General features: G+C 60.2%; 17 protein-coding genes and 4 pseudogenes. 6 read left to right on the top strand and 15 right to left on the bottom strand.

The window, feature by feature from the left end:
• Positions 1–17 precede the first annotated feature (17 nt).
• The 4 genes and pseudogenes from ABID19_RS32600 to ABID19_RS34415 form a co-directional block, all read right to left on the bottom strand.
• Positions 18–1,370, bottom strand: coding sequence for a phospholipase D-like domain-containing protein (locus ABID19_RS32600; RefSeq protein ID WP_263791495.1), 1,353 nt, complete (start codon positions 1,368–1,370; stop codon positions 18–20).
• A 17-nt stretch (positions 1,371–1,387) separates the two neighbouring features.
• On the bottom strand, positions 1,388–1,633 hold the full coding sequence (locus tag ABID19_RS32595) for a hypothetical protein (protein ID WP_263806782.1): 246 nt from the start codon (positions 1,631–1,633) through the stop codon (positions 1,388–1,390).
• 10 nt (positions 1,634–1,643) lie between these two features.
• Positions 1,644–2,396, bottom strand: coding sequence for a chymotrypsin family serine protease (locus ABID19_RS32590; RefSeq protein ID WP_354494705.1), 753 nt, complete (start codon positions 2,394–2,396; stop codon positions 1,644–1,646).
• A gap of 426 nt (positions 2,397–2,822) precedes the next feature.
• Positions 2,823–2,909 (bottom strand): annotated as a pseudogene (locus ABID19_RS34415) (CopG family transcriptional regulator); the annotation flags it as partial.
• 284 nt (positions 2,910–3,193) lie between these two features.
• Between ABID19_RS34415 and ABID19_RS32585 the strand changes: the two are divergent.
• A complete protein-coding gene (locus tag ABID19_RS32585; RefSeq protein WP_354494703.1) occupies positions 3,194–3,379 on the top strand; it encodes a hypothetical protein in 186 nt (61 codons plus the stop codon).
• 216 nt (positions 3,380–3,595) lie between these two features.
• Here the strand turns inward: ABID19_RS32585 and ABID19_RS32580 are convergent, their stop codons facing one another.
• From ABID19_RS32580 to ABID19_RS32570, 3 genes are all read right to left on the bottom strand, one after another.
• Positions 3,596–3,823 (bottom strand): hypothetical protein, encoded by a 228-nt coding sequence (locus ABID19_RS32580; protein WP_081482278.1) that lies wholly within the window; start codon positions 3,821–3,823, stop codon positions 3,596–3,598.
• A gap of 348 nt (positions 3,824–4,171) precedes the next feature.
• Positions 4,172–4,645, bottom strand: coding sequence for a hypothetical protein (locus ABID19_RS32575; protein ID WP_006205731.1), 474 nt, complete (start codon positions 4,643–4,645; stop codon positions 4,172–4,174).
• Positions 4,646–4,996: 351 nt separating this feature from the next.
• Positions 4,997–9,139, bottom strand: a complete 4,143-nt coding sequence (locus ABID19_RS32570) for a Ulp1 family isopeptidase (RefSeq protein WP_263806784.1) — start codon at positions 9,137–9,139, stop codon at positions 4,997–4,999.
• A 144-nt stretch (positions 9,140–9,283) separates the two neighbouring features.
• On the opposite strand from ABID19_RS32570, the pseudogene ABID19_RS32565 reads away from it, so the two are divergent.
• Positions 9,284–9,475: pseudogene (locus ABID19_RS32565) on the top strand (transposase domain-containing protein); the annotation flags it as partial.
• Between the two features lie 510 nt (positions 9,476–9,985).
• Here ABID19_RS32565 and ABID19_RS32560 read toward each other — a convergent pair.
• Both ABID19_RS32560 and ABID19_RS32555 read right to left on the bottom strand, forming a co-directional pair.
• Positions 9,986–11,146 (bottom strand): porin, encoded by a 1,161-nt coding sequence (locus ABID19_RS32560; protein ID WP_263806812.1) that lies wholly within the window; start codon positions 11,144–11,146, stop codon positions 9,986–9,988.
• 556 nt (positions 11,147–11,702) lie between these two features.
• The gene (locus ABID19_RS32555) at positions 11,703–12,599 is read right to left on the bottom strand and encodes a transposase (protein ID WP_354494700.1); all 897 of its coding nucleotides are present in this window, start codon (positions 12,597–12,599) and stop codon (positions 11,703–11,705) included.
• A gap of 380 nt (positions 12,600–12,979) precedes the next feature.
• Between ABID19_RS32555 and ABID19_RS32550 the strand changes: the two are divergent.
• Together ABID19_RS32550 and hemN are read left to right on the top strand one after the other, a co-directional pair.
• Positions 12,980–13,253 (top strand): annotated as a pseudogene (locus ABID19_RS32550) (TauD/TfdA dioxygenase family protein); the annotation flags it as partial.
• Between the two features lie 1,633 nt (positions 13,254–14,886).
• The gene (gene hemN, locus ABID19_RS32545) at positions 14,887–16,218 is read left to right on the top strand and encodes an oxygen-independent coproporphyrinogen III oxidase (RefSeq protein ID WP_065518348.1); all 1,332 of its coding nucleotides are present in this window, start codon (positions 14,887–14,889) and stop codon (positions 16,216–16,218) included.
• Positions 16,219–16,705: 487 nt separating this feature from the next.
• On the opposite strand, the gene ABID19_RS32540 is transcribed toward hemN, so the two are convergent.
• Positions 16,706–16,984, bottom strand: coding sequence for a hypothetical protein (locus ABID19_RS32540; RefSeq protein WP_263806786.1), 279 nt, complete (start codon positions 16,982–16,984; stop codon positions 16,706–16,708).
• Positions 16,985–17,262: 278 nt separating this feature from the next.
• On the opposite strand from ABID19_RS32540, the pseudogene ABID19_RS32535 reads away from it, so the two are divergent.
• Both ABID19_RS32535 and ABID19_RS32530 read left to right on the top strand, forming a co-directional pair.
• Positions 17,263–17,478, top strand: a pseudogene (locus tag ABID19_RS32535) (ATP-binding cassette domain-containing protein); the annotation flags it as partial.
• Positions 17,479–17,678: 200 nt separating this feature from the next.
• Positions 17,679–19,109, top strand: coding sequence for a gluzincin family metallopeptidase (locus ABID19_RS32530; protein WP_263806787.1), 1,431 nt, complete (start codon positions 17,679–17,681; stop codon positions 19,107–19,109).
• 471 nt (positions 19,110–19,580) lie between these two features.
• Here the strand turns inward: ABID19_RS32530 and ssuD are convergent, their stop codons facing one another.
• The 5 genes from ssuD to ABID19_RS32505 all read right to left on the bottom strand — a co-directional run bounded on the left by ssuD (position 19,581) and on the right by ABID19_RS32505 (position 26,191).
• Positions 19,581–20,732: an FMNH2-dependent alkanesulfonate monooxygenase gene (gene ssuD / locus ABID19_RS32525; protein ID WP_263806788.1), complete on the bottom strand. Its 1,152-nt coding sequence runs from the start codon at positions 20,730–20,732 to the stop codon at positions 19,581–19,583.
• Positions 20,733–20,776: 44 nt separating this feature from the next.
• Complete coding sequence (locus ABID19_RS32520; protein WP_263806789.1) at positions 20,777–21,625, bottom strand: ABC transporter permease subunit; 849 nt, start codon at positions 21,623–21,625, stop codon at positions 20,777–20,779.
• Complete coding sequence (locus ABID19_RS32515) at positions 21,622–22,416, bottom strand: taurine ABC transporter ATP-binding protein (RefSeq protein WP_263806790.1); 795 nt, start codon at positions 22,414–22,416, stop codon at positions 21,622–21,624. The genes ABID19_RS32520 and ABID19_RS32515 overlap by 4 nt, the downstream gene beginning before the upstream one ends.
• A gap of 67 nt (positions 22,417–22,483) precedes the next feature.
• Positions 22,484–23,491 (bottom strand): taurine ABC transporter substrate-binding protein, encoded by a 1,008-nt coding sequence (gene tauA / locus ABID19_RS32510; RefSeq protein ID WP_263806791.1) that lies wholly within the window; start codon positions 23,489–23,491, stop codon positions 22,484–22,486.
• A gap of 543 nt (positions 23,492–24,034) precedes the next feature.
• A complete protein-coding gene (locus tag ABID19_RS32505) occupies positions 24,035–26,191 on the bottom strand; it encodes a peptidase domain-containing ABC transporter (protein WP_263806792.1) in 2,157 nt (718 codons plus the stop codon).
• Between the last annotated feature and the right edge of the window lie 22 nt (positions 26,192–26,213).

The raw sequence follows: 26,213 nt of genomic DNA, 5'->3' as shown, positions 1-26,213 counted from the left end.
CCGATTCGAGCGAGGGATCAGACTTCCTCGTAGTCGCCGCGATCGACGCGGATATAGCCGCCGGCGCCCAGCGCCTCGGGCGTCATGACCTCGGGGGCGTCGACTTCAGGTAGGGTCTGGAAAGCACTCGCCCAGTCGTTCTCGAATATCTTGGTAAAATATGCGGCGATGCCCGGATGGGTCAGCCAGACACCTGCTTCGCGGTTTCTGGAGACTGCGGCGTCTGACCAGTTCTGCGAGCTGATGAGAATACTGTCGCCGTCGACGATCACCATCTTGTTGTGGCAGTGCACGAACTCGTCGGTGTTGATGTAGCGGATGTTTTCGGCGATGTTCAGACCGTAGTTGGCGGCGAGGTTTTCGAGGTTCTTCTTCTCCTTCGCGACGTCGCTCTTGCTAAACAGCTTCCCGAGCACGATTCGGACGTCGAGTTCGGGCGCCGCGTTGCGCGCCTCGGCGATTGCGGCAAGCAGCCTGGCGACCAGCGGCTGGGAGGATCTGATATACTGCTGTTCGATGAGGACGGATTTGCGGGCCTTCGCAATCAGACCGGGCACGACGTCCATGTAGTTGTCGGGACTCAGCACCGGTTGGATTGTGAGCGGCGCGTCGAGGTCGAAGGTTTCGCTTGTAAAGAGCTGCTCGGGTTTGCGTGCCGGCGCGCGCTCGACCAGGAAAAACTCGTCCTCGACCGGACGGCGCAGCATCTCAGGTACGGCATCGACAAGGGCCATGTCGGCTTCCAGAATGCCGGCAAAGAAACCGCTAAGCTCTCTCGATCTGATGGCAAGGCCCGTATCGCGGTTTCCCGGACGGAAGACCCCGCCGGAGGCACCATCCTCGACGTTCATCGGAATGCTGTTGACGCTGTAGTTTCCGCTTTGGACCAGGACCCATTCGTTGTCGATTACGATCACCTTCTCGTGCGAGGAACTGAACACATGGACGGTGGGATTGGCACAGGAGGGGGCCGAGACGCCGCGCGCGCCCATCTGCACCAGGCGGTCGAAAATGTCGCTCTCGGTCCTACTGTCGATGTCGAGCATCAGCGAGACCTTCACCTTGCGGGCCATCGCGGCAAGAAGCAGGTCCTCCATGTAGGATGCCGTAAAATCGTAGATGCCGACGAGGATCGATTCCTTCGCGGCGTCGATCAGTCGCTTCGTCACCGCGAAGGTCGAGTCCGGCGAGGCGTAGGCGATGATTTGCTCGCTGAGGTCGAAGGCTGGAACATCGCGCGCCTGGTAACCCTCGAGGTGACAGCTGCGGCCGACCATTTCGGGGACCGCGATCGCGATGGTCGGTTGAGTGCCGACGGCCTGTGCGGTGGCGAGCGTCGGGATGCGGGTCTTCAGAACATAGGTCGGCATGAATTCCCCTTTTGCGGCTATTGCGGTTCGAACGGTTCGGCCTTCTGGACGACGAGCGGCACGTCGACGTCGTTTCCCTGGTGATTGATCGTCAGCGATTCAGGCAGCTTCACCGCCGCGCCGGGCTGCGTGTAGGCGACCACCACCCAACCCGACCGGCCGTATGGCTCGCCTTTTTCGACTCCGACCGCATGCGCGCCGATTTTTGCAAGACCATCGGCGTGCCTTTGTCGTGCGCTGTTGGCCTCGTCGAGCGTCGCCACGATGCCTCCGTCAGAATGCGAATTTCAGGGCGTCCAGCACGGTACGGATGGGCGTGAAGACGCTGCCCTTGGGCGATCCCGCGAAATGCAGGCCGACGATAGCGCCTGTGTCTGCCGCAACGACTAGCGCGCCGGAATCGCCGCCGCCGGTATAAGTGTCGCACAGGACCTGGCCAATGAAGCCGACGACACCGACGCCTTCATAGCGAACGAGCACCCGGAAATCGACGTCGCGTACGACCGATTGCGTATCCCCGGTCGTGCGGCCGCGCTTCTTGACCGCCATGTCGCGCATGGGTGTGGCCACCTTCAGCGGCGTCGCAGCGCCCCAGATTTCGTTGTCGATGTCCGCCAGATGGTCGGGATCTATCTCTGCTAGTGCGGCATCAACGGTATTCGTGAAGCTATCGCCAACCGTGAAGGGCGAAAAGGCGCTCAACGTCGCGATGATATCGGCTGGCTCCGCCCCGCCATCAGCAGGTCCCGGATAGAGGATCGGATCTCCGGCGGCCGCCAGTCCCGACTTGGCCAGAACGTGCGAGTTGCTCAGCAGAAACAGCTTGCGTTCCTTGCGCACGATCGCCCCAAGCGTCCCTGCTGTCACATCCTTGTGCCCTACGCTGAAACCACTCTGCAATGGCGATTGCTTAGCATTCTCCTGTGGAACGATGTCGCCGATTTCCACGATGTCGGTGTAGATCGCCCGGCCGTTCGCCGCCGCCATGACCGGCGGGAGGATCTGATCGGGGCGCAGGTCGCTCATTGCCAGCTTCTGCCGGACATAAAAGACGATCCCGAGGTCATCCCTGCGTTCGCCGTCCGTCACCTTCCGCGCGATGCCGGCGCCGACGACGTTGTCGTCCTCGAAAATCGTGCGGACGCGTTGATAATGCTGAAGCGTCGTAGGGCTCAGCGATTCCGGCTCCGCAATTTCGGGAGCGGTCACGCGATCCAGAATGTCGAGTAAGGTCCTCGGTGTCGCCATGCTCACGTCCCCCCAAGCAAATGCATCTTATGCATGGATTTGTGTCACCCCGATGAATTTTTACCGCGCAGACCGTCGCGTTGCAGAGAAAATACTTCATTCGAACGGGAAGTTTATTGTAGCGCCCGGACTTGCAGTACCCGATCGCTTGATCAGCAAGCTCCCACAAGCTCCCAATGGGTGGTGGTACGATTGCTGATCCGCCTCGCGCGGCCCGACGTTTTCGGCTATTTCCTGACGCAGCTTTGGTCCTTTGATGAGACGGCGGCCGAGCGCGGTGACAAAGGCGTCGCGCAAACCTGAAACGGTTGCCGTATGGCGTCGATCCTCGGTCCTCGACTAATTGGCGGAGATGTACAGGGATTTCCTGAGGGCTTAATCTCGACCGCGCAAGACCGGCTGCGGCTGAGGAGGGGAGGGCGCTTGTCCCTGCGCTTTGGTACTGCCGCCCATCGGGGCCGGCGCGACGTCAAGTCCAAGGGCTTCCTGGGGCTTCCTCCCACGCGGTGCCGACCTTCTTCCCGAAGAGCCTCTTTGTCTGAAGACCGATGCGCGGGCATGGATGGATCAAGGCGTTGCGTCAGGACGACGCCCGGCAGGTGCGTGCGCGCATTGCCGAACTGGAGCGCGACCTCATCGCAACCACACCTCAGGGACGCCATCGACGTTTCGAAGCCGGACATGAGCTTCGCAATGCTAAGTTCCGCCTGGCACGTCTCGAGCAATGCATCGCCGAAATACCGGAGAAATGTAGGCGCTAGCGTTAAATTCGCCGCTACTCAATCCCTGCCGCGCGGTCGGCTGGGAACAGATGCAGACTGCACGGTTAACTCGTCGCCGCGCGTCCGAAGCACATAGTGTGGGGCGTCGATAGTCGCGCTCTTCCCGGCGCCTGAATTCCCGAAGATCACCGACAGTTTGCCGTCGCGCGACGAGCCGTTTTGGACCTATCACTAAGCGCGAGACTGTGGGGAAGGTCAGCCCGCCCGCCGCAAATCCTGATGCCGCGTCCGAGCTGCGCTGAGCAGGCAGGTCTCGTCGCTAATTCCGTCCTGGAAAAGTCGAACCAGCTCAGAGGCAATGTTCTCGGCTTCCGGTGACCCTGGCTGGATATGGCTCTCTTGGCAAAGCTGGTCGAAAACCGACTTGAGGCTTTGCAAATCACTCGGATAGAGGGCTGGGTCAAGGTTGGGACGATCGATCATCTGGGCCTCCCGCGGGCTGAGATCTTGAACGACACAGAGGGCGGCGACGAGGAAACCCGCCGACACGCGAAAATGACCCCGCCGAAAGGGATTGTCATTAAAAAAAGTTGTCGGGTGACGGCTTGGTGCATTCTTGACATCCCGATGTAGGTGGCCACGGATGCCTGGTCCCGTCTGCGAGGAAACGCGGCACAGGTTCGCCGTTCACGAAACAGGGGAGGCTGCGGTCATCGAGACGTTCAACGCCTCCACCACGGCGGGGGCGGACCTGCACGACGCTTTTTGCGTGCGTTGTATTCTTTGAGGAGGATTACAAGTAGTTCGGATCCGCGCCCGATCGCAGCTCGTCTATGTCTTTGTAAGGATGGCTTCTACCTTCTTTTGCATCGAGATTGTCGTGCTGTAATACGGCCAAATGTAAGGCCCGCCAGCGCCTTGATTCAGGTCTTGATTGATTGACGTATATCCAGTGATGGCTGGCGGAGTGGACTGATTGGTTACAAGCAGTTGGAGGGCCGTGATAGGCTTATTGCCTGTTTCGCCGATTTTCCAGACCATGTAAATGTACTTCCCGCCTGCTCCTTGTTTGAGGTCTTGGCCCGTCCATTGCCAACCAGAAGGCGGATTCGATTGCTGTTCATTGTATGCAACGAAGTTGATCGATGTCACAGGATTGCTGTCGCCAAGAATATAACCGATGTAGATGTACTTCCCTCCCACGCCTGTATTCGTGTCGGTGGGCAGGAATTCCCAAGGCGGCTGGTATTTTGGCCCAACACTGTCATCGACGTGATTCGTCAATTGCTGAATCGGCACGGCCATTTTTGGCACTCCAGTTTGTTTTGAATAACGGGGGCAGAGCTTGACCCTTCCGCTGGAGCATCACGGACCCTTGGTTCGCGCGAGAGCGACTGTCGATCAGCAAGTCTCACGCCAATCAAAACTATTATTCTGGAACAATGGGTTAACTCTGGGTGGCGTGTCCCATGTCGGACATTGTCAAATATCCCACAGCTTGGGCCTTTGGTGCCGTTCACCCAATTCGACATAAGACGACTACGCCGCGATCTCCCAGAGATGCCTGCGGCCATCGGCCGTGCCAGCATGTCTGACCCCGTCGGCTTTCGACAACTGGTCGCTTCTTCCGGCCATATATATGGGCAGAAACCGACGTCAGCCCCTGAGTCGGTACTGGAGTGCCTGCCGGTCGGCGACGAGATTGTCGAGGTGCAGCACGGCTGGCTGGTATCCTTGCGCCAATCGTCTAACCAGAGCCCGCGTGCCGTCGACCATAAAGACGCCGCAATCATAACTGTTCGGCTGCTGGGCCATGCGGGCTGGTTCGAGGCGAGCGCCCAGCCTTGCTGCGAACTCTGCTGCGGGCTGGTCATTGTACCCGCGGGCGGAGTCGTAGTGATAGGCGACAGGGCTTTCCCGCACACGGCGGTCGACGAGCAACAGCGACCAGTGGTCGCCGGGGCGATCAGCTTGGGCATTGCTTACTGGCATAAACAGGAAGTCAGCTGTATCGTTACCCCTCTGATCATGGACTATGCGCTGGAATGCGCGTAGCGCGAGGATCTCGGCGCCCAAGCGCAGATGATAAAGGGCTACGAGGGGATCCACGAGCCGCGTCCGCGCGGCGAGATCAGGATTGTCCCTCTGCAGATCCTGTGCCAGGAGCGCGTAATCCGCCAAGATATGCTTGTCGGCCAGCCACTCACTGGCGCCGAGCTCCAGCCCGCCGCCATCGTGGAGCGAGGCTGTCGGATGCAAAGCTCCGACCTGAGCGTCGGACGGTGGGCGCGGGAGCCCCGGCGCATAGTGAGCGTCATCCCGCAGCTCCTGCGGAGTGACCGGCAAATGAACCAGAGAGTCAAGGCCGCCGTAGATGTCCGACTGAGCCCTCGGCGTTGCCGCTGACGCAGCTTCACTCATCGGCCCATGGACGAGCTGAACGTCGGATGGTGGGCGCGGGAGCCCCGGCGCATAATGAGCGTCATCCCGCAGCTCCTGCGGAGTGACCGGCAAATGAACCAGAGAGTCAAGGCCGCCGTAGATGTCCGACTGAGCCCTCGGCGTTGCCGCTGACGCAGCTTCACTCATCGGTCCAACTTCGGCGTGATGGACGGGCTGACCGTCGGATGGTAGGGGCGGGAGCCCCGGCGCATAGTGGGCATCATCCCGCAGCTCCTGCGGAGTGACCGGCAAATGAACCAGAGAGTCAAGGCCGCCGTAGATGTCCGACGGAGCCCTCGGCGTGGCCGCGGGCGCAGCTTCACTCATCGGCCCGACTTCGGCGTGATGGACGAGCTGAACGTCGGATGGTAGGCGCGGGAGCCCCGGCGCATAGTGAGCATCATCCCGCAGCTCCTGCGGAGTGACCGGCAAATGAACCAGAGAGTCAAGGCCGCCGTAGATGTCCGACTGAGCCCTCGGCGTGGCCGCTGACGCAGCTTCACTCATCGGCCCGACTTCGGCGTGATGGACGAGCTGTAGCTGAACGTCGGATGGTAGGCGCGGAAACCCCGGCGCATAGTGGGCATCATCCCGCAGCTCCTGCGGAGTGACCGGCAAATGAACCAGAGAGTCAAGGCCGCCGTAGATGTCCGACGGAGCCCTCGGCGTTGCCGCTGACGCAGCTTCACTCATCGGTCCAACTTCAGCGTGATGGACGAGCTGAACGTCATTCAGTCCTGCCGCCCCCTCAGCCCTTGCGGAAACCGCCCTGGGTGGTTCCATCGTCCGGTCGAACAGCTGTGGCCAGGTGGGATTCCCCGGCCGCGAGTTGGGCAGCGGAGCGGCTTCCGGTCGATATCTGAGGCGAATGGCAACGCCTCGCGGATTGAGTGGGGTTCTCGGCCTACCCCCTAGCGGCAACCAACCCGCCGTGTAGCGCTCGCCATCAATCAAAAAGCTGGTCAGTTGAACCTCCTGGTTCGGCATGAGGTTGCTCCTGTCCAGCGCAGCGATCAACTCGTCTGGCGCGCGCTGGTGGGCGTGGCGCCAGTTCAAGTGACGAACGGCCTCTCCGAAATCCGGGGCCTGGGAATGGCGCGCGGTTGGCGCGAGGGAAGACGGTGGGCCAGCTTCTTCCAGCATCTCCCAAAGTTGATCCTGATCGTAACCTTCCCCGGGGAGGGCCACTGGAGATCCGGCAGCGCGCGGCACGGGGGCAATCTGGCGCTCAGGTTCCAACGCTTCGCTGCGCGGCAGTGACTTGCGAAGGTGAGCCAGTGCGATTCTGGCCCGTTTGTCGGTACTGGGATAGCGATTGACATCTTCATCCAGCGACTTGTCATGAAGCCGAGCAGCAATGCCCGGCATGTTGTTTTGACGCAGGTAGTGACCGAAACTGCTAAGGGCACTTGCGTAGTTCATGGCGGTATATGGACTGAGCCCGCTCGCAGGCGCTGCTGATTTGTACTCTTTGATGAGGGCCGCGTCGTCGGGATAAGGAGTCGGGACAGTACGTCCTATCGTTGGCGCGGGTGCGCCCGCCTGGTATGTCTTCAGATACTTGAGAGCCGGAACGATGGACGACGACCCCCCGTTTCTTTCGAGCTCCTTGACGTCGTCGTCCAGCGACTTGTCGTGAAGCCGAGGAGCAATGCCCTGCTTGTCGTTTTCAACGAGCCAACGACTGAAGTTGAGAAGACAATTCACATGGAGCGTGACGGTGCCGTCCTTGGCCCCACGGGCGATGAGTGCCGCCCTGAGACCCTCCATGAGGGACGCATCTTCGGAATAAAGAGGACGCTTGTCGCCACCTACGCAAACCGTTGTTGAACGATCCGGCTGCAGCGCCGAGGCGCCTAAGATCGCCCCACCACCTCCGGCGTGCGGCGCTGGTATGTAATCTTGCCCGCTCCCCTGCATTATGGGCTGCGCTTCCCTTGACGACGAAGCCAGTTGATGGATGGGGGCCTGCAGCACGCGACCGCCTGAATTGCCGATCGCGCTCAGTTGCCGCTCAATGGCATCCCCTTGGGGATTGCTCAGCGTCCTCTGCCTCTTCGCTGGTCTCAACTGCTCCGGCTGATCCGCCCCTCGCAGAACCTCCTCTGGATTGACAGCCAGCCCCGGCGAGGGGAGGGCTGGGCTTGGCTGATCAACAGCGCCTGCCGGCGAATAGGGAGGTGAGGGCACACCTTGCCAAAAGTTCGCCGTGCCCCAACTGTCGGCTGGCAGCTGACCAGCTTGATCCACCCCCTCCCAAAGCTCCGCTGAATTGAAACTTGACCGCGAGCGGTCGGGTTGATCGTCCAACAGTCGCCGAAGCTCCTCTGGATTGACAGACAGCACTGGCGACTGGACGGCCTGTTCCTCCGCCTGCCGAGAGCCGTCCGCCCCGAAAGGACCCTTCCAGATGCTGCTGCGGCAATCACGAATGATATTCAACCCGGTGGCGGGTGTCGTCTCTGGGCGTCCGCCGACACGAGCCACATCATCGATGAGGCGCCCGCCTTCCATGGAGGGACCATTATGGGGAGGCCTGCGATCAGCTAAAGTACCGGGCTCACGATATTCACGAAGCACCGTCAGCGCGGCTCTCATTGCCTCCTTATCCCGGTCCCCGAATGACTTGACATGTGCGACCAAGGAATTGTGATCGAGTGCAGTAATCGTTTGGCCAGGGCCGAGAGATTTCGCCAATCTGCGAAGAGTCCTATCACACTGCCGGGCCGTGCTCGGTAGCCATCCCCGGCGCGCCGCCGCCGCCTTTACAGCCCCCTCGATGAGGTTCTTGTCTTCCACAGGGGGTTCATTGCGCAGACGTCCGCCAGCAGGAGCGCTGGGATCGCGGTGCTTACGAAGCACCGTCAACGCGGCCACCATTGTCCCGTCATGGGCAAAGAAACTTTTAGCGTAAGCAATCAAGGATTGGTGATCGAGCGCAGAAAGCGTCTTGCCTTGCGACCCGAGATCATCCGCTAATCTGCGAAGGGTCGCTGCATAACTCTTGGCCGTTTGCCCTTTCAGATCCCGGCGCGCAACCCCGGCTTTGACCGCCGCGTCGATGAGGCTCCGGTCTTTATCAGACAGACGAGGATAACAGCGGTCCCGAGGCGCATGGACCCCTGCGACGGGCGCGGCATCGGCTCGGCGCGCCTCGCGCAGCAAGTGCTGCTCAAAGCCATTGTGCCCGGCGTGTGCCGCCTGCTGCCGTTGCATGGCGTCGAACGTCTCCCGCCAAGCCGGATCCGTTGGATTGAAGTTAGGTAGGTCCAAGCTGGTCTCACGTTTATAGGTCACCGGAGGCTCAAAACTACTCGGGCAAGCTGTCGAGAAGCTGACAATCCTCGCCGTCTGCAAAGCGTCTCACGAACGCTCGAAGAGAACAGTCTGCGATCCGGTGTGGGCTGCTCACCCGAGGCCATGGGGATTCTACAACCAGGTTGCCGTTCGGCATCGCGTTGCAGATGCAGGCGCTGTCCATGCTGCTTGATGCGCTCGAACACCCTCATCACCACGGCAGGCCTCAACGACGTCGACCCGAAAGCCTGGCTTGCCGACGTCCTGGCCCGCATAGCCGATCTTCCCGCCTCGCGTCTGCACGAACTACTGCCCTGGGAATGGAAGCGTAGGCTGCCGAACGCGCCTGTCAGTGTGGAACGATGGGCACGATGGGTCACGTCGAGTGCCTTCTGACACCGCTGTCGCGCGATTGCGGAAATGGTCACCGTGATCGACGGTCACCGCGCGACCAAAGCCCGGATCGACGGTTTGAACGCCCATCCCGTCAAGGCGCTCGGCGCCACTTTGTCTGGGCAGTCGCTCATGGCAACCCGGTGCCGATCATCCTGGACGAGTCTCCGAGTTTGAGCACTGCCAGCGAAACGAAATAGGCTAATCGTCCGCGGCATAGGAGTGCGGCTAGATTGGCAACGATGCCGCAGCTTTGCCTGCGTGCAATGTCATTGTCTCTGAGCCGACGGGGACCTTGATGCTTCCTTGCACGACCGAAACAAGCTCACGCGTGCCCTGGCTATGAACGTCCGAGCGATGAATGTGGCCTGCACAATCGTCGAGGACCAGATCTCGAACATGGAGCGGCCTGAGGTCGAGGCTTCCAGTCTCGCCGCGCTTCCATGCGTTGTTCTCTTAGAGTGTTGCGGGATTGGTCCGCTCAATTGCCACCGCGATGCAAGGTCAATCCCGTCAGAATGAGCGTTCGAAACGGAGGATGCCGCCGACGCTGTTCTTTTTGTCGGCGTTAGTCCAGTTCACGTTGGAAGGGTCGACCATCGCAAGGGGGAAGTCGCCGTAGTGGTCAAAGTCGACTTCGGCTGTGATCGTGAAACCTGGAACGACCGTATAGGCGACGTTCGTAGCGAAACCATAGTTCTTGAGTTGGTCGCCCGAGAGCTGAACGTTGAACGAAGTTGTCTCGTTGTATTTGTATTTGGCGCCAGCCCAGAATGCCCAGTTGCCGCCCCAATGTTTGTAGAAGCCGCGACCATGAGCGTCGCTTGCGTTAGTGGAGTCATCGTTGAGCTTGCCATTGGAGCCGTAGCCGAACATTCCGAAAAGCGACAGTTCGTGGGTGACATTGACGTCGACACGGACCTTGCTGGCCACAGAGTCGTAGTTGCTATCGTAAGCGACAACGCCGGTGATCGCGCCCCAGTGTTGTGTGTTTTTCACGCCGCCGACTACGTGCGGAACGTAGCCGTCGATGGTGCCGACCGCGTCCGAGCCTTCTTCGAGGGAAATCACGGCCGAAAAGCCATTGCCCGCGTCAAAATAGTACTGAACCACATTGGTATCGAAGGCGCCGTACGGAACAAGCATCTGATCGAACACGTCGCCCGCGCAGCCAATAAACATGTCGAAGGCCGACCAGTCCTTGCCAACTCGGAGGCCACCGAGCTGAATCCAGGCGTAAGTCAAGGTGATGCCTCCGTTGAAGGCATGATCATGAGGATTGTCCGGACCCGAAGGGTTGTGGTTACCGAAGTTCATGCGGGTTTCGGTATAGGTCTTCAACGTGCCGAGTTCGGTCTCCTGGCCGGTCCAAGTTTGGAATGTGAAGCGCGTGTTGTTTTGCCATGTGCCCTGATCCTCGCCGGCCCCGACGGCCGAGGTTCTTGCGTGGTCATAGGATCCGACATCGCCGAGGCCGATGTCGTAACGGACATAGCCGCCGGTGCGCAGGCAGGTCTCGGTGCCGGGGATGTAGAAGTAGCCCGAGCCGTAGACGTCGCAGATCTTGATGTATTCAGCGACCTCTGGCTCGGCGACGACGATGGCGTCGGCGCGAGCGTCGGAAACGGCGATCATGGCCCCAACCGAGCCGAGGAGAAGGCTCCTAATGTTCATTCTTGATCTCCGTTCAAAGATTAAAAAGGGAAGGACGTCGAACACGAATCCTTCCCTGTCCCACGATCCCAGGATCGATAACGGTGCGGATCGAGCTGCGCTTTTCGCCGTGTTCCCCACCTGTCACGATGGTGGTTCAAGAAAAAATGTGATGAATCGAAGCCATATACTTGCGCAATAGGCTGTTATTTCATGTTGTTTTCTCCGCTGGTTGTGAGCAGACCGTCACGGTTTCTAGATTTGACCGTGCAAGTGACGTGCCATCCTGACAACGTAGCTGCGCGCTGACACTCAAGTTTGCCGGCGGACCTTGGATAGCGCTTGCTTCTTTTTTGCCTTGAGGGTCAGGGCTGAGAACGAAAGCAAACGTCTCGAATATGGTTCGTCCGTTCGATAAGCGACAGTTTCGTTCAATGACGACAGCTTCTGTTTGTTGGAGCCTCGACATTGAGACATCATTCAGTGGCGCCTCTGGTGCGTCAGGCGAGATGCCCCACTGATGCGACATGATGGTCACGAGCGAGGCCGGCATGCATGGCCCGGTCAGTAAGCGTCATCAACTCTGAGAAATGGCGGCGTCCCTTAGTCTTGCATTTAGGGTAACGATGATCTTTCGCATGACGGCAGCGATTGCCAGCATTGGCTTTTTGCCGTTGGTGACGAGGCGTTTGTAGAAGGGGGCGAATTCGCCCTTTCCAGCTGCGGCGCGCAGGGCCGGCATAAACAGCGCGGTTCTGACATCAGGGCGTCCGCCGCGGATTTTTCGGTAGCCTTGCTTTTGTCCGCTGTCGTTTGGGTGTGGTGCAAGGCCAGCAAGGGCTGCAGCTTTACGGCGTGTCATGGAGCCGAGTTCGGGCAGGATAGCCAAGAGCTTAGCCGCCACGATCGGGCCGAGACTGTCCATGGCTGTGCAGATGGCGGCTCGATGCTTAAGGGCGCTGCTGTTGGCGATCAGTTCGCGGATCTCGACATCGATGATTTGGAGCTGGCGCTCGACGACTTTGACCACGGCCTCGAAAGAGGTCGCGAGCTTGCGGCCGCCAGGTGCCTTGGCACGATTCTTCTCTGCGATTTTGATGGCAATGAGTTCCTGGCGGCGGCGAACCAGGGCGCGCAAGCGGGTCTCGTCGGGGTCCGGAGCTTGCCAAAGGGACAGTTTTGCCCAGCGTTCACGGCCGTAGGCTCTCAACATCGCGGCATCGATGGCATCGCTCTTGCCGTGCGTGCCGAAGGAGCGGATGTAGCTCTTGACCTTGAGCGTGTCGGCGCGATGGCAGGCAATGCCGGCGCGCAGGCACTCTTCGAGCAGCAGGCTTTCATGGCCGCCTGTCGGCTCGCACACGACAAGGTCGATGTGTTTGTAGCTCTTCAGGAAAGCACGGACAGCTCTGCGCTGATTGAGGATGGTGCCGGTGGTAGTCCCGTCGGCGACGGTGACACCCGACGTCATCATGGTCCCTGCCGTCTTTGTCCGCCATCGCTTGGAGAGTTGATTGGCCGCTGGCTCGCGCCACGCCCGCAAACAATCCGAAGCCTTATCTTTCGGATCCCGAAAGATAGCGCTGCCGGCCTCAATGCTGTGGTCATTCCCGGGTAGAGCAGAATCCGGGTACTTCGAACGGCCCCTAAGGCAGCAACTAAATTGGTCCTTCTTCAGGTTTACCTTCGAACGGCGTTCCAGGGATGTAGTGGCGTTTGCTACCTAACCCGAAAAATTCAAGGTGGTTGGCGGGTGTGGTCTCCGGGAAATGATTCGGATCGGCTTTAGCAACCAAATCCTACGTCATTTCAACGGCTTGCGCCACATCCGCCAACCACCCTGAATTTTTCGGGCTAGTAGGCTTTTCCAAGAGCGATTCCGCCAAACTCTACGAGGTGTTCCAGTCCTACGTCACTGCCCCGGAAAATACCGTGCGGTGGCGCTGGCAAGTAGGCGACGTCGCTATCTGGGACAACCGTGCTACCCAGCATCATGCGGTTAACACTATGGCGACCAGCACCGGGTCGTGCGTCGCGCCACGGTTGACGGTGACGTTCCGGTCGGCGTCGAGGTCGCCGCAGTATAACCCATGTCAAGGCAGCCAAGCCGGCGGCGAAGGCAGCCTGACCGTCTGAACAGGGGAAAAGATCATGAAGCTTCGTGATCGCTGCGGCCATATCGCGCTGCTTATCCGCCCCACAACGCCTTATGCTTTCCGAGAAGCAAGGCGAGTTGCTGACTTGAGGCTTGGTCCGAAATCGAGGTCCTGCAGCGTGGCGCAGGGCTCGGGTCGCTGCTCATGGCCACGCTGCTGCGGTACAGGTCCATCGCCGCCCCACCATGTCGCCCGCCTGCAACTCGGCGCCAGAAACATGGGATTGTTTATGTATTTGAGCGACGCGAACGGCGTCTTGTGCCGCTCTGCCCATTTCCCCTGCGACAGCGATCATTTCACCTGTGGATCGCTAATGCAAAGGAGCCGAAGTATACAACTCCAGCTTTTCCAGCTTTCAACACCCCAGCTTTGGTCGGAGTAGTGCTTGTCAACGTCTAGGGTGACGGCTGGAGCTGGAGCGGTCATTACAATGGCCAACGCCGTGGCAGCAAGGATCGTTCGTGGCCAGCGAGACCGCAATTTCTGGAGCCTCGAGCGCCCCACAGCGTCTTTTTCTGAGGTAGGCATGTTTCGTTTTCCTTTTGGATCATCACGGATTTGAAGAGGATCTGGTGTTATGTCCCGTTGGGACAGCCGGCGAAGCGGCCGATATTCATGTGGTCGAGTCATAAGTTCTCCTGAATGTTTGTTTTACGAGAACCCTTATGGCAGCCCCAGCTGACAACAGGCTGAAAGCGGTCTTCGGGATGGCAATCCTGTCTGCCGATCGCAGCGAGATCCAACCGAGCTGGGGGGTCCCATGGGATGCGCAGCCTGTATTGCGTTCGGGCGAATGTCATGTGAACTCCTGGGCTAAAGACTGCGCGACGAGCCATGTCGGAACACGTATCATGGCTATGAATATGCAATTGGCGTGCCACCAAACGGGTTGTGAGCAGCGACCACAAATCGGAGGAGTCGCCCTCTGGCCGGCTTGATCCTAACCCCTAGGATGTCTGGATCTGAACACAGATTGTCGTCAATCGGACTCGGACAAAATGCTGTGACCGGCTTCGGCACCGGCTGACGCTAGAGTCCTCGGTTGAGAATTGCGCGTCTGAGGGCGGATTGGGCAACAGGCGATCGCCGGGGCCGGTCGATTTGCGCAGCCGTGTGTTGCGGTTAGCGTGGCGGCATAGGGCCGTACGTGCGAGCCCGCCTCGTAGCAGAGGTGGATCCGATCGAACTTGGCGGCGATCCGTTAGATAACGCGGCGCATGCTTGTGTCCGATGCATCGACCTCACCGAAGTAGAGAACCTCTCCTTCCCGGCCGGCTTCCGCAATCGTCGGGACGCACAGGCTCCGCCGTCAAAATCTCGAATGTTCGATGATGGCTCATACTGTCGCTCATAGGATTCTCCGCATGATTCATGCTGAAAATGAGCGATCAACCGCCTTCACACTACGTGGGGACGCGGGGCGGTGTCTTTGGGAAGGTGATGGTGCGCTTGTCGCTGACGGCGAGGTGCTCATACCATCACCATCCAGCCAAAAGATTGCTGCGAAATACAGGTTTTGTGAAGACGGAACGGACTGACATAGCGCAAAGACACAGGCGAGCGCGGTGGTAGGGATGACAGTTATCAGCATAGGAACGGTACCTGTTGCAAACCTCACTGACAAAATATCGCGAGGCCCGCCTGCCTTGGTACACCATCTATCCGACTGTGTCGGAGTTCTCTGGGGCGGTTGGAGCCGAGGCTTATGAGGAATGGCTCAGGAACCTGCCGGCTGACGATCCGGTGTCACTCTATTTCCATGTTCCGTTCTGCCGATCAATGTGCTGGTATTGCGGCTTCCCCACCACCATCACCCGCCATAATGCACCGATCCACAACTATCTGGCGGTGCTGCTTGACGAGATCCGTTTGGTCTCAGAACGAGCGCCGCAGGCGCTGCCTGTGAGCGACGTTCATTTCGGCGGCGGAACGCCGACTCTCATCGGGCCAGCTGATTTCCTCGCTCTGATGGGATTCCTGCGCCACCGCTTTGCGCTCACGAAAACAGCTACGGTCGCCGTCGAGATTGACCCACGCACGCTCACGGCCGAGATGGCCGATGCCTTAGGAGCAGCCGGCGTCAGCCGCGCGAGCCTCGGCGTGCAGAGCTTCGACCCCATTGTTCAAAAAGCGATCAACCGGGTCCAGAGTGAAGCACAAACGGTGGCCGCCGTCGAAATGCTGCGTCGCAACGGAATAAGCCGCATCAACTTCGACCTCATCTTCGGTCTCCCGCATCAAACGGTGCAGTCTTGCGTCGAGACCGCGAGGACGGCGGTCGCCATGCGCCCCAGCCGGCTCGCGGTGTTCGGTTACTCGCACATTCCGTCCTTCATAAAGAATCAGCGCCTCATCGAGGACGCATCTCTTCCGGGCAGCGCTGCCCGCGCCGAACAGGAGGCGGCCGTGGCCGTGACGCTGATTGCCGCCGGCTACCGAGAGATCGGGCTTGACCATTTCGCCTTGCCGGATGACGAGCTCGCGCTGGCCCAGAAAACCGGTCGCCTGCGGCGCAACTCGCTGGGCTACTCGGGCGACACCTGCAAAACCCTGATCGGTTTCGGCGCGTCGGCTATCGGCCGTGTCGGCGAGGGGTACGTCCAGAATGAGGTTACACGGGAGTCCTATATCGGACACGTCGCAGCTGGCCGTCTGGCGACGTCAAAGGGCTGCCGCCTTAGCGACGACGACCGCGTGCGAGCTGCAATCATCGAGCGACTAATGTGCGATCTCGAGGCCGATGTGCCTGCAATCTGTGCCGCCCACGGATCTGATACGATCCGTTTGCTCGATTCAGCTAAAGGCTTGGCTATGCTGGCCGAGGACGGGATAGTGGACATCGAAAAGGGTTTTATCCGCGTGCGGCCGGAGCATCGATTTGTGGTTCGCTCTGTTGCTGCTGCATTCGATTCTTTTCTCGACCGGATTGTCCCGTAACGGCGCGCCCTATGGGCGGACAGGTCTCCGGGCCGTTCTGCAGGGCGACGATACCTCGGCGTTGGCCGTTGCAGAAGGTAAGACCAGGGCGACTTCAACTAAACGGGGCGTTCCGCCTCCCGCCGATTTCGCGCGCGCGAATCTGGAAATCAAGCCCATACAGCGCCGGTGGCAGCCATTCAGTCGGACCGTGAGGGCGAGCGCACCCCGTGCGACCGCGATAGGCCGAGACCGCTGCTCCGCCCACGCCCCGAACAGTTCCATCTGCGCAGGGAATGGCAGCCGCTTCGGGACCGCGTGCTAGACCTCCTCCGTCCAACTACGGTGATTGCGCTTTAAGGGCGTACGCCTCGTGTGCGAGCTGCCGCAGCTGCCGTCCCCATTCGCGAGCCTCAGCCGTCTTGGTGCAGTTGAGGAGAGTGTGAGCATGCGGCTTCTCACAACACTGTGGATTGTCCAACGGCAACTTGGTGCTGGCGGTGCTTTCTCAGTTGAACTTGAGGCCTGCCTGCACGAACACGCCATACCGCTCAGCCTCCCAATGCAGTTCCTTCGGCCTCCCCCCGAGCGGCGTCTCCTCGAAATGCGCGGTGCCAGTAGATGCCGCGCATTGGCAGCGGCCGATCTTGAACAAATTCGTGACCTTGTAGTTCAACACCGCCTCGAGCTGGACGCCATGCCCGTCGCCGTCGTCGGGAAGCGGGTTGATCCCGGGGCGCAGATGGTGGCGATCCTTGCCGTCAAGCCGCGTGAACCGAAACGCCACGTCGCCAGAGAGGCTGAGTCGTTCGGTGAGTTGCGTCTGCCGGCCAGGCCGAGTCGCAGCGATGCCAATCGTTGTCCTGGCTGATGATACCGACGTTGGTTGGGATGGCTGGTACGCAAATCCGCTGCGCGCAACCGACGGCGTCGTAGCTCTTGCTCCAGAAATTGTAGCCCGACAAGAGCAGCGATGCGGTAGCGCGGCGTGTTCCAGAAATTGTAGCCGAGCCGCGAGACCAGCACCGTGCCGCTAGTGTAGAAAAGTCCTTCGATGCTTCGCCGCTATCCCTCGACGTCCGGTCGGGCGAATGCCTGGTCATCACGGCGCCGGCGGCTCGTGCAAGACCATGCTGTCGCGCATTCTTGTCGGACTGGAGACCGCCGACAGCGGCCGTTGCGCCATCGACGGCAAACCGGTGCATGGGGTCTGCCGAACGCGCGCTGATCTTCCAGGAACCACGCCTGCTGCTCTGGCTGACAGTGCTCCGCAACGTCGCCGTCGCCGCGGTTGAGGCGGCGCGGCACGGTTGATGCTCCATCGCGTCTTGTGGCCAAATTGCTGCCAGAACGTGTCCGCTTTGCCTCCTAATTGCGACGTGGAACGCTCTCCGACACACGTAGGCGGACAGCACCAATTTGGCACCGCTGCGGCGAGCAGTTCGAAGTTCCATTCAATCGAAACCAAAGAGGAGGAGGCAGTGGCGAAGGCGAAAGGTTCGATGAAGACGGCCAAGACGGAGGGAAGCAATTCGGTTTCCGTATGGGAGGACGATCCTGGAACGGGGGTACTGGTTAGCCGACCCATTCCAGACCTTTCCAGGAAGCCTCTTGCCTTTGGGTTTCCCAAGCCTGCTCCAAAGCCAAGCGTATATCCTCCCGGAGCGGCCGATTTCAGGTATTGGACTGCAGCCGAAGCGTTGCGACGGGGCGCAGACTTCTGGTCGGCGCGCGTTCCGCTGACGAAGTGGCAGGTCGGTGCGACGCTGAAGGTCATCCTCGACGAAGGAGTCGATCTCAACGCCTATTATGATCGCACGGCGCTTAACTTCTTCCACGGCCACTCTCCAACGGGCACCGTCTATTCGGGAGAGAGCCCCGATGTGGTTTGCCACGAGATGGGACACGCGGTGTTGGACTCCTTCAAGCCGGAGTTGTGGGACGTAGGCAGCCAGGAAGTCGCGGCATTCCATGAATCTTTCGCGGACATCAGCGCCATCTTGTCGGCCATCCAGCTACCGTCGCTCCGCACCAGCATACTGGAGGATACATGCGGCCGCCTGTACAGGAACTCACGGCTTTCTCGCCTCGCTGAGCAGCTCGGAGCGGCCATCCGCGCGCGGCATCCGGACACTGTAGATGCGGACTGCCTGCGCAACGCAGTGAATTCCTTTGCGTACCAAGATCCGAGCACGCTCCCCAATTCCGCTCCGGCAGCACACCTTTCCTCCGAGCCGCACTCGTTCTCGCGAGTTTTTACAGGCGCGTTCTTCGAGTCGCTCGGTACGGCTCTTTCCGCCAAGGCGCAAAATCCGGCGATGCCGACGGAGGCTGAATTGCTATCAGTTGCAAGCGATCTGGCTGGCATTCTCATAACTGCGATCAAAGCTTCGCCGGTGGTGCCCAACTGGTACGCCCAAGTGGCCGCGAATATGGTGATCGCAGCTGGCTCGGTGGATGCCAGATACCCGCCGATCATCAAGGCAATCTACGTGCGTCGTTTGATCCTCTCTCTGCACTCCGCAGCGAGTATTGCCCATGTGCCGCCGGCGCGAGCTGCCGTGGCTGCCCCCACTACCGCACAGGAAGACCTGGCCGAGACAGCGTTGCCCGCAGACGACTACGGCATCAGCGGGGTGCTCTTCGTCAAGACGCCATCTCAGAGTTGCCATTTCGTCGCATTAAGCGCGGCCGGCGACTTGTCTTCGGTACAGCCTCTGGGCGCAGCGACCGCGGCTCAGATGTTCGTCGACGATCTGTTTTGCCGAGGTCGCGTGGACTATGGCAAGGTGGTCTTGCCTGAGGCTCGGCTGGATCACGGACATAACCTAAAGTCACATCGGCTGGTGATGGCCCCCGGCGGCGCGCGCTTGGATAGGCTGCTATTCGATTGCGGCTGTAGATGCCAATGATAAGTTGGGCAATATGATAGTGGAACTTGATTGAGAGAGCGAAGGTGCCATCTAAAAGGGAGGCCGATCTAATCGTCCCGGACGACGCCGAGAAAGCGGCGTTCGTACGAGGTTTGATCGAACGGGGCGAAGCCGTAGAGGCCAATCCCGACGGCTCTTTGCCTCCTGGGGCCACGCATCTAATTGTCGGCAAGACAGAGAATGGGCTGCCGATCGTAATGCGTGCCAGGTTCAGCGCATTCTAGACCCACCCACCACATCGTCCTGGAAGACTATGTCAAAGATCGGCAAAGCTGACCTCAACGACCGACTGCTGCGCAGAGCAGCTATTAGGTGAGAGCCTCAGGAAGTTCACCTATGAATCAGAGGCCGACAATCGGCTGGTGGGCCGCTGGTACGGCGCGCGCTAAGTTGCCGAAACTTCCGTTTGTCGCTTGAAGCCAACCTTGGCGAATTAACAAATGGCGTGCCCTACGATGCGGATGCTGCGACCTTGGAAGGCACACCGCGTCCGAACTCGACGTCCCAGCTTCGCTCCACGGGTGCGGCTTCGCCACTCAACCCGAGTTTGGGGAAAAGCAGTTCGGCGACGTTGAACGCCTCTTCCAGGTGCGGGTAGCCGGACGCGATGATCGTTTCGATGCCGATGTCCTGATACTCACGTATGCGCGCTGCAACATTGTCGGGATTGCCGACCAGCGCCGTTCCCGCGCCGCCACGCACCAGCCCAGGTCCAGCCCACAGATGCGGACCGACAACCAGCCGGTCGCGCCGGCCCTGATGAAGTGCCGACATTCGCTTCTGCCCAACGGATTCCGAGATGTGGACAAATCCGTTCTGGGCTTCGGCGATCAGGTCGTCGGTGACGTGGCTGATCAGCCGGTCAGCGGCAGCCCAGGCCTCATCCTCCGTTTCGCGTACGATCAGATGAATGCGAAGGCCGAAACGGATCGTGCGGCCTTGTGCAGCCGTTGCTTTCCTCACGCGATCGATCTTCTCAGCAAGCTGGTCCACCGGTTCGCCCCAGCTCAGATAGGCGTCCACATGCTTGGCGGCGATTGCAATGCCGGCGTCGGAAGAGCCTCCGAACCAGAGTGGCGGATGGGGTTGCTGAACCGGCGGGAAGGAAATGTCGGTGCCGTGGGCGGACAGGTACTTGCCCTCGAAATCCGCTGGCTCACCCGAAAGGATCCGCCGCCAGATGGTCAGGAACTCGTCGGTTTGCGCATAGCGCTCGTCATGGCCGAGCTTGTTGCCGTCGCCGGCGAGGTCGGCTGGATCTGCACCGGTGACGACATTGAGCAGGACGCGGCCGCCGGAGATGCGGTCCAAGGTGGCGGCATGACGGGCAAACAGGGCCGGTGTTCCGCTGCCCGGCCGAAGCGCCACGAGGAACTTCAGCCGTTCGGTGAGCGGGATCAGCCCGGCCGCTACGATCCAGGCGTCCTCACACCGCGTCCCCGTGGGCAGCAGCACGCCCTTGAAGCCAAGCCGGTCGGCGGCCTGGGCGATCTCCTTGAGATAGCCGAAGGTTGCCGGGCGGTGGCGCTCGTCGGTGCCGAGATACGGTCCATCGCCATGCGTCGGCAGGTACCAGTAGAGGTCGAGCGGCTTGCTGGGCATCGGATTGTTCCTTCAGCGATTTGGAATGTGTGGGCAGGCAAGCTTCAGAGCTTGCCCTTCCAGGGGATGAGATGGTGCTCCAGCCAGCGCATGCCGCTGGTGAAGGCAAAGGCAAGGATGGCGATGACGATGAGGCCGACGAAGACGACGTCGGTGGCGAGGAAATTGGCGGCCGACATGATCATGTAGCCAAGGCCCGACTGGGCCGCGATAAGCTCGGCCGCGACCAGCGTCGACAATCCGGCACCGATGGCAATCTTCAGGCCGGTCATGATTTCCGGCAATGCGGACGGCAGGATGATGGTGGTGAACAGTTGCAGCCGGCTGGCGCCGAGCGACAGCGCGGCATTGATGCGTTCAACCGGCACTGACCGGACACCGGCCTGTGCGGCAAAGCAGATTGGGGCAAAGGTTGACAGCGACAGGAGCACGATCTTGGAAGTCTCGCCGATGCCCAGCCAGATGATCAGCAGCGGCAGGTAGGCCAGCGGCGGCAAGCCCCAGTAGAGATCGATCGGCACGCTGAAGATGCCTTTGACCCAGCGATTGAGGCCCATCAGCAGGCCAAGCGGAATGCCAAGGAAAATGCCGACGCCGAGCGCCGCCGCGATACGGCCCAGGCTTGCCAGTGTGTGGTCGAGAAGCGTGCCGTTGGCATAACCGTCGGCCCAGACGGCACTGAACTGGGTCAGCACCTCGGCCGGAGACGGCAGGAACAGCGGCGACGCCCAGCCAAAGCGCGCGGCGATGAACCACAACGCAATCAGCGCAGCCAGCGTGACCAAGCTGATGCCGAGCGTGCTTGTCGACGCGGATCGGCGTGGCCGGAGGGACGGCCTGCGCTGGGTCGTCGAAGGTGGGAACGAAGTCGGAGAATTGGCGGCAAGCGTCATTGCAAGGTTCCTGTGCGGGCGCCTTCCGGCTGGTGGATCAGCGAGCGGATTTCCTGACGCAGTTCAATGAAACGAGGGTGGGACTGGATCGGCCCGATGTCGCCACTCCTGGCAAACTCGCGGACGAAATCGGCCTCGAACCTGGCAACGATACGGCCAGGTCGTGGAGACATCACAACGATGGTCGTGCCGAGCGTGAGGGCTTCCTCGATGGAATGGGTGATGAACAGGATCTGCTTGCCGGTCTTGGCCCAGACCGAGGCCAGAAGCTGCTGCATTGTCTCGCGCGTCAGACTGTCGAGGGCGCCGAACGGCTCATCCATCAGCAGGATCTTCGGATCGGTGGCCAGGGCTCGCGCGATGCCGACGCGCTGGCGCATGCCGCCGGACAGTTCATAGGGCGGCTTTTCGGCGAAATCGGCGAGCCCGACCAGTTCCAGCAGACGCCTTGATCGCTCATGGCGTTCGCTGCGCCGCACGCCCCGGTATTTCAGGCCGAGAGCAACATTTTCCAGCACATTGGCCCAGGGCAACAAGGTATCCTTCTGGAAGACGACACCACGATCGCCGCCGGGCGCGACAATCTCCTTTCCATCCAGAGTGATCGTGCCCTCGGTGAGCGGCAAGAAGCCGGCGATTGCGTTGAGCAATGTCGACTTGCCGCATCCGGAAGCACCGACGGCGACGACAATGGAATCAGGTGCAATGTCGAGCGAGACGTGATCGAGCGCGTGAACGTCCTGGCCGTCGGAAGCTGGAAAGGTGACGCTGGCGTCGCGAATTCGAAGCATGGTGGCCTCCAGGCAGTCTGGCTGGCGAGATTGCCGCCAGCCAGAACCGAATGTCGTTCAGGGATGTCTAGTTGGAGGCCTTGGCGGCCTGCACATATTGCGGGTCGGCGGCTGCGGCGTAGCTGTCCTTGATGGCGGTGATCTTCTTCTGGTCCTTCAGGAAGCCCGCAGTGTCCTTGAGGATTTTCGCGACGGCGCTCTTGTCACCACCGCCCAGCCATTTATCGGAAACCTGCTCATCGAGTGGCGGAACAACCGTCGTCTTCAGCTGCTCCGAATTCTCGGCCGCCGTGCCGCCCTGCAATTTGGCGATCGCCTTGGCGCTCTCGGAGTCCGGTCCCCAGGAAGCTGGGTTGGTCAGGTATGACGTTGTGTAGCCATCGATCAGCCGGACATACTGGCCGAGGAAGTCGGGATTGGCCTTGGCGAATTCACCGGTCACGACAAGTGCGCTGAAGGTCGGAGCGCCACGATCGGCGACCTGGCCGGCTGTGAGCAGGACCTTTCCGTTCTTCTTGAGTTCGGAGAGTGCCGGATCCCAGACGAAGGCGCCATCGATGTCACCGCGCTTCCAGGCAGCGACGATTTCGGGCTGCGGAATGGCGATGACCTGGGTTTCCTTCTCCGTGATACCTTCCTGCTTGAGTACGGCGAGAAGCTGGTAATGGTCAGTCGAGACGGGTGCTGCGGCGAGCTTCTTGCCCCGCAAGTCGGCCGGCGACTTGATCTCGGGCCGCACCACCAGGGCTTCGCCGTCACGAGAGACCGAGGAGATGTAGAACGCCTTCACGTCGATGCCCCTGCTGACAGCAGCGGCGAACGGGCTCGATCCGACATCGCCAATCTGGACGTCGCCGGATGCAATGGCGGCGAAAATGTCGGCGCCCGAATTGAAGCGGCGGAATTCGATGTCCCAGCCGGTCTTCTTGGCAAGATCGCCATTGGCAATGCCGAGATTGTATGGATTGGCACCCGTCTGGTAGGCGATGACGACTTTCTTGTCGGCGGCAAGCGCTGCGGCGGAGCTGGCAGCCAGGGCAAGCCCGACAAGGGCAGCGGAAATCAGTTTTCGCATGGGCGTAATCCTTTGAAGGAGGTCATGGCCTCGATTGCCAGCCCCATCGTGGGGACCACGCATTATAGTCCACTAATTTTATAGACTTAACAGAAATGAAATCCTGAAAACGCGTCTTGGGTTGAAAAATTGACCAGCTTAAAGGCCACGAAGCCGTTCTAGAAATGATGCCCGCCCCAAAACGCGGCGTTCTCAATTACTCGGGTTTATGGGCTCAGTGGCGTGCGCGCTGGTTGTTAAGACCAATAGCGTTCGCAGCATCATAGCAATTTATCGTCCGGGACTAACACGAGGCGACCTACTGCGTGGTTCTCGGTTATGTCCCGCTATAAGGAATTGACAAAGCTAACTTCCATCCGGTTTCGCCACCAGTCTCGAACGCTGGCTCGCCTCCTACAATGGTAATCGTGAGAATTCGCTGCGTTGCGCCGGAGTTCAGGAGATTGTCGAGGTGGCCCGCCCAGGCGGCGCCCAATCGCCTGCCTGGAATGGTCGTCGTGCCTAGGATCCCGGAAATTCTGCGATAACCCCCACCTGAACCCGTCAACTGGATCCGGTTTGCGCCCGCCACAGGCGAGCGTAAGCGCCTTCAGCTGTCAGCAGATCAGCATGCCTTCCCTCCGCAACAACCCGCCCCTTTTCCAAGACCACGATCTTGTCGGCCCCACGAATGGTGCTGAGTCGATGAGCGATGACCACGATGGTCTTACCAGCCCGACGCAGATCTTCAACGACCCCCAGGACAAACGCTTCGGCGATCGAGTCAAGAGAGGAGGTCGCCTCGTCGAGGATCAGGATCTCTGGATCCCGGTAGAGAGCCCGAGCCAATGCAAGGCGTTGCTTCTCGCCGCCGGAGAGGCGTAGGCCGTTCTCGCCAAGATAGGCCTGGAAGCCACCGGGCCAGCGCTCAGCTAACTCCCGTAGCCCTATTTGATCGCAGATTTGCAGGATCTTCTCCATGTCCGGCTCGAACTCGCCAAGGGCGATGTTCTCGATCACCGAGCCCGAGAACACGTCGATCGATTGCGGTACCGCTGCGACAACCTTGAGCAGCGATTCGGTCGAGAGGTCCTGGAGGGCATAGGGGCCGATCCGGATGCGTCCACCCTCAAGCGGGTAGACATTCTGCAGCAGCGCCGCAAGGGTACTCTTGCCGGAGCCACTTTCCCCTACCACGGCCGTCATCTCGCCCCGACGGAAGGTGACGCTGAGATCCTCGAAAAGATGCGGCTGCGCGCCATGGCGGAACGTCACGTTTTCCAAACAGACATTGCCAAGGTCGGACTTGGTGGCATCGATGCCCCCGCCGCTTGCCGACTCCAGGTCCAATATCTCGAACAGGCGATCCGCCGCGATAAAGGCATCCTGAACGATCCGGTTGGTTTGGATCAGGCTGGCAACCGGTCGGGTGACATAGCCAAGCAACGTATAGCAGGACAGCAATTCGCCGGGCGTTACGGTCTGATCGAGGACAAGCGTCGTTCCGAACCACATCAGCACGATGGTGAATATGGTCGAGACGAAAGTCGAGGCATTATCTCCGAAGATCGAGATGAGGCCGGAGCTGTAGACGGAGTGCAGCATCTTGACGAAGCGGGTCTCCATCTTGAAGTTGGCGAAGCTCTCCATGCCGGAGGTCTTGATCGTGGAGACAGCTCCAAGTGATTCCACCAGTTGCGCCTCCAGATCGGCGGCATTCTCCATAATGGCGCGCTGGCGCTTCCTATTCAGCCGGTTGATGGTCCAATAGACGAAGAGGTACAACGGGATGGAGATCGCCACGACCAAGGCGATCTTCCACGAGTAGATGCACATCAGCCCGAACGAAAACAGTATCACCAGCACGTCGACGAACATGTTGATCGACACGTCGTTCAGGAAGCTCCTGATCTTCACCGCGTCGTTCATGCGGGAGACGATTTCGCCCATGCGCATGCTGTCGAAGAATTTCTGGGGCAGGCTTAGGATGTGATTGTAGTAGCCGAGGATCAAGTAGACATCGATCTTCTGCCCCGTTTGCAGGACGAGCCGGTTTCTGAGGAGATTGATCAGGATCTGCGCCACCAGGATCAGCACCATAGCGACGCTCATCAGGTTGAGGAGGTTGCGGTTGCCCGCTGTGATCACATGATCAACGACCTTCTGGACGTAGATAGCCGTCGAGAGGCCGAGGATTGTCGTCACCAGTGCCCCGACGAGAGCCTGCGCCATCACCGCCCTGTGTGGCGCAAGCACACTGGCGAGGCGGGCGAGGGGCGAGGTGGTCTCTTCGCCGCGCTTGAAGGTGTCTGCCGGAACCAAGAGCACCAGGACGCCAGTCCATTGCGTCTTGAATTCCTCGTGTGGCATCTTGCGGATTTCGCCATAGGCTGGGTCCATGACGGTGATCCACCTCGCGTCGATCGACTGGATGACGACGAAGTGGTGAAGGACCTCCTTGACGACGACGTGCGCGATAGCGGGTTTGGGGATTTTGTATAGGCTGTCGAAGCCGCCCTTCACCCCCTTGGCAACGAACCCCAGCTTCCGGGCCGCTTCCGTGAGGCCCAGCACGGTGGTCCCGGAGCGGTCGGTCGAGGCATACTGGCGGATGCGCGACAATGGCTGCTTGTGGCCATAGAAGGCAGCGACAGAGGCAAGGCTGGCGGCCCCGCAATCGGTGATGTCGCGCTGCTTGAACTTGATGACCTTGCTCGACATGGCGGCTCGCTGGCGTTTTGGA

It is taken from the genome of Mesorhizobium robiniae (assembly GCF_040545535.1).
GTDB lineage: Bacteria > Pseudomonadota > Alphaproteobacteria > Rhizobiales > Rhizobiaceae > Mesorhizobium > Mesorhizobium robiniae.
This window is presented reverse-complemented; position numbering and strand designations above follow the sequence as displayed.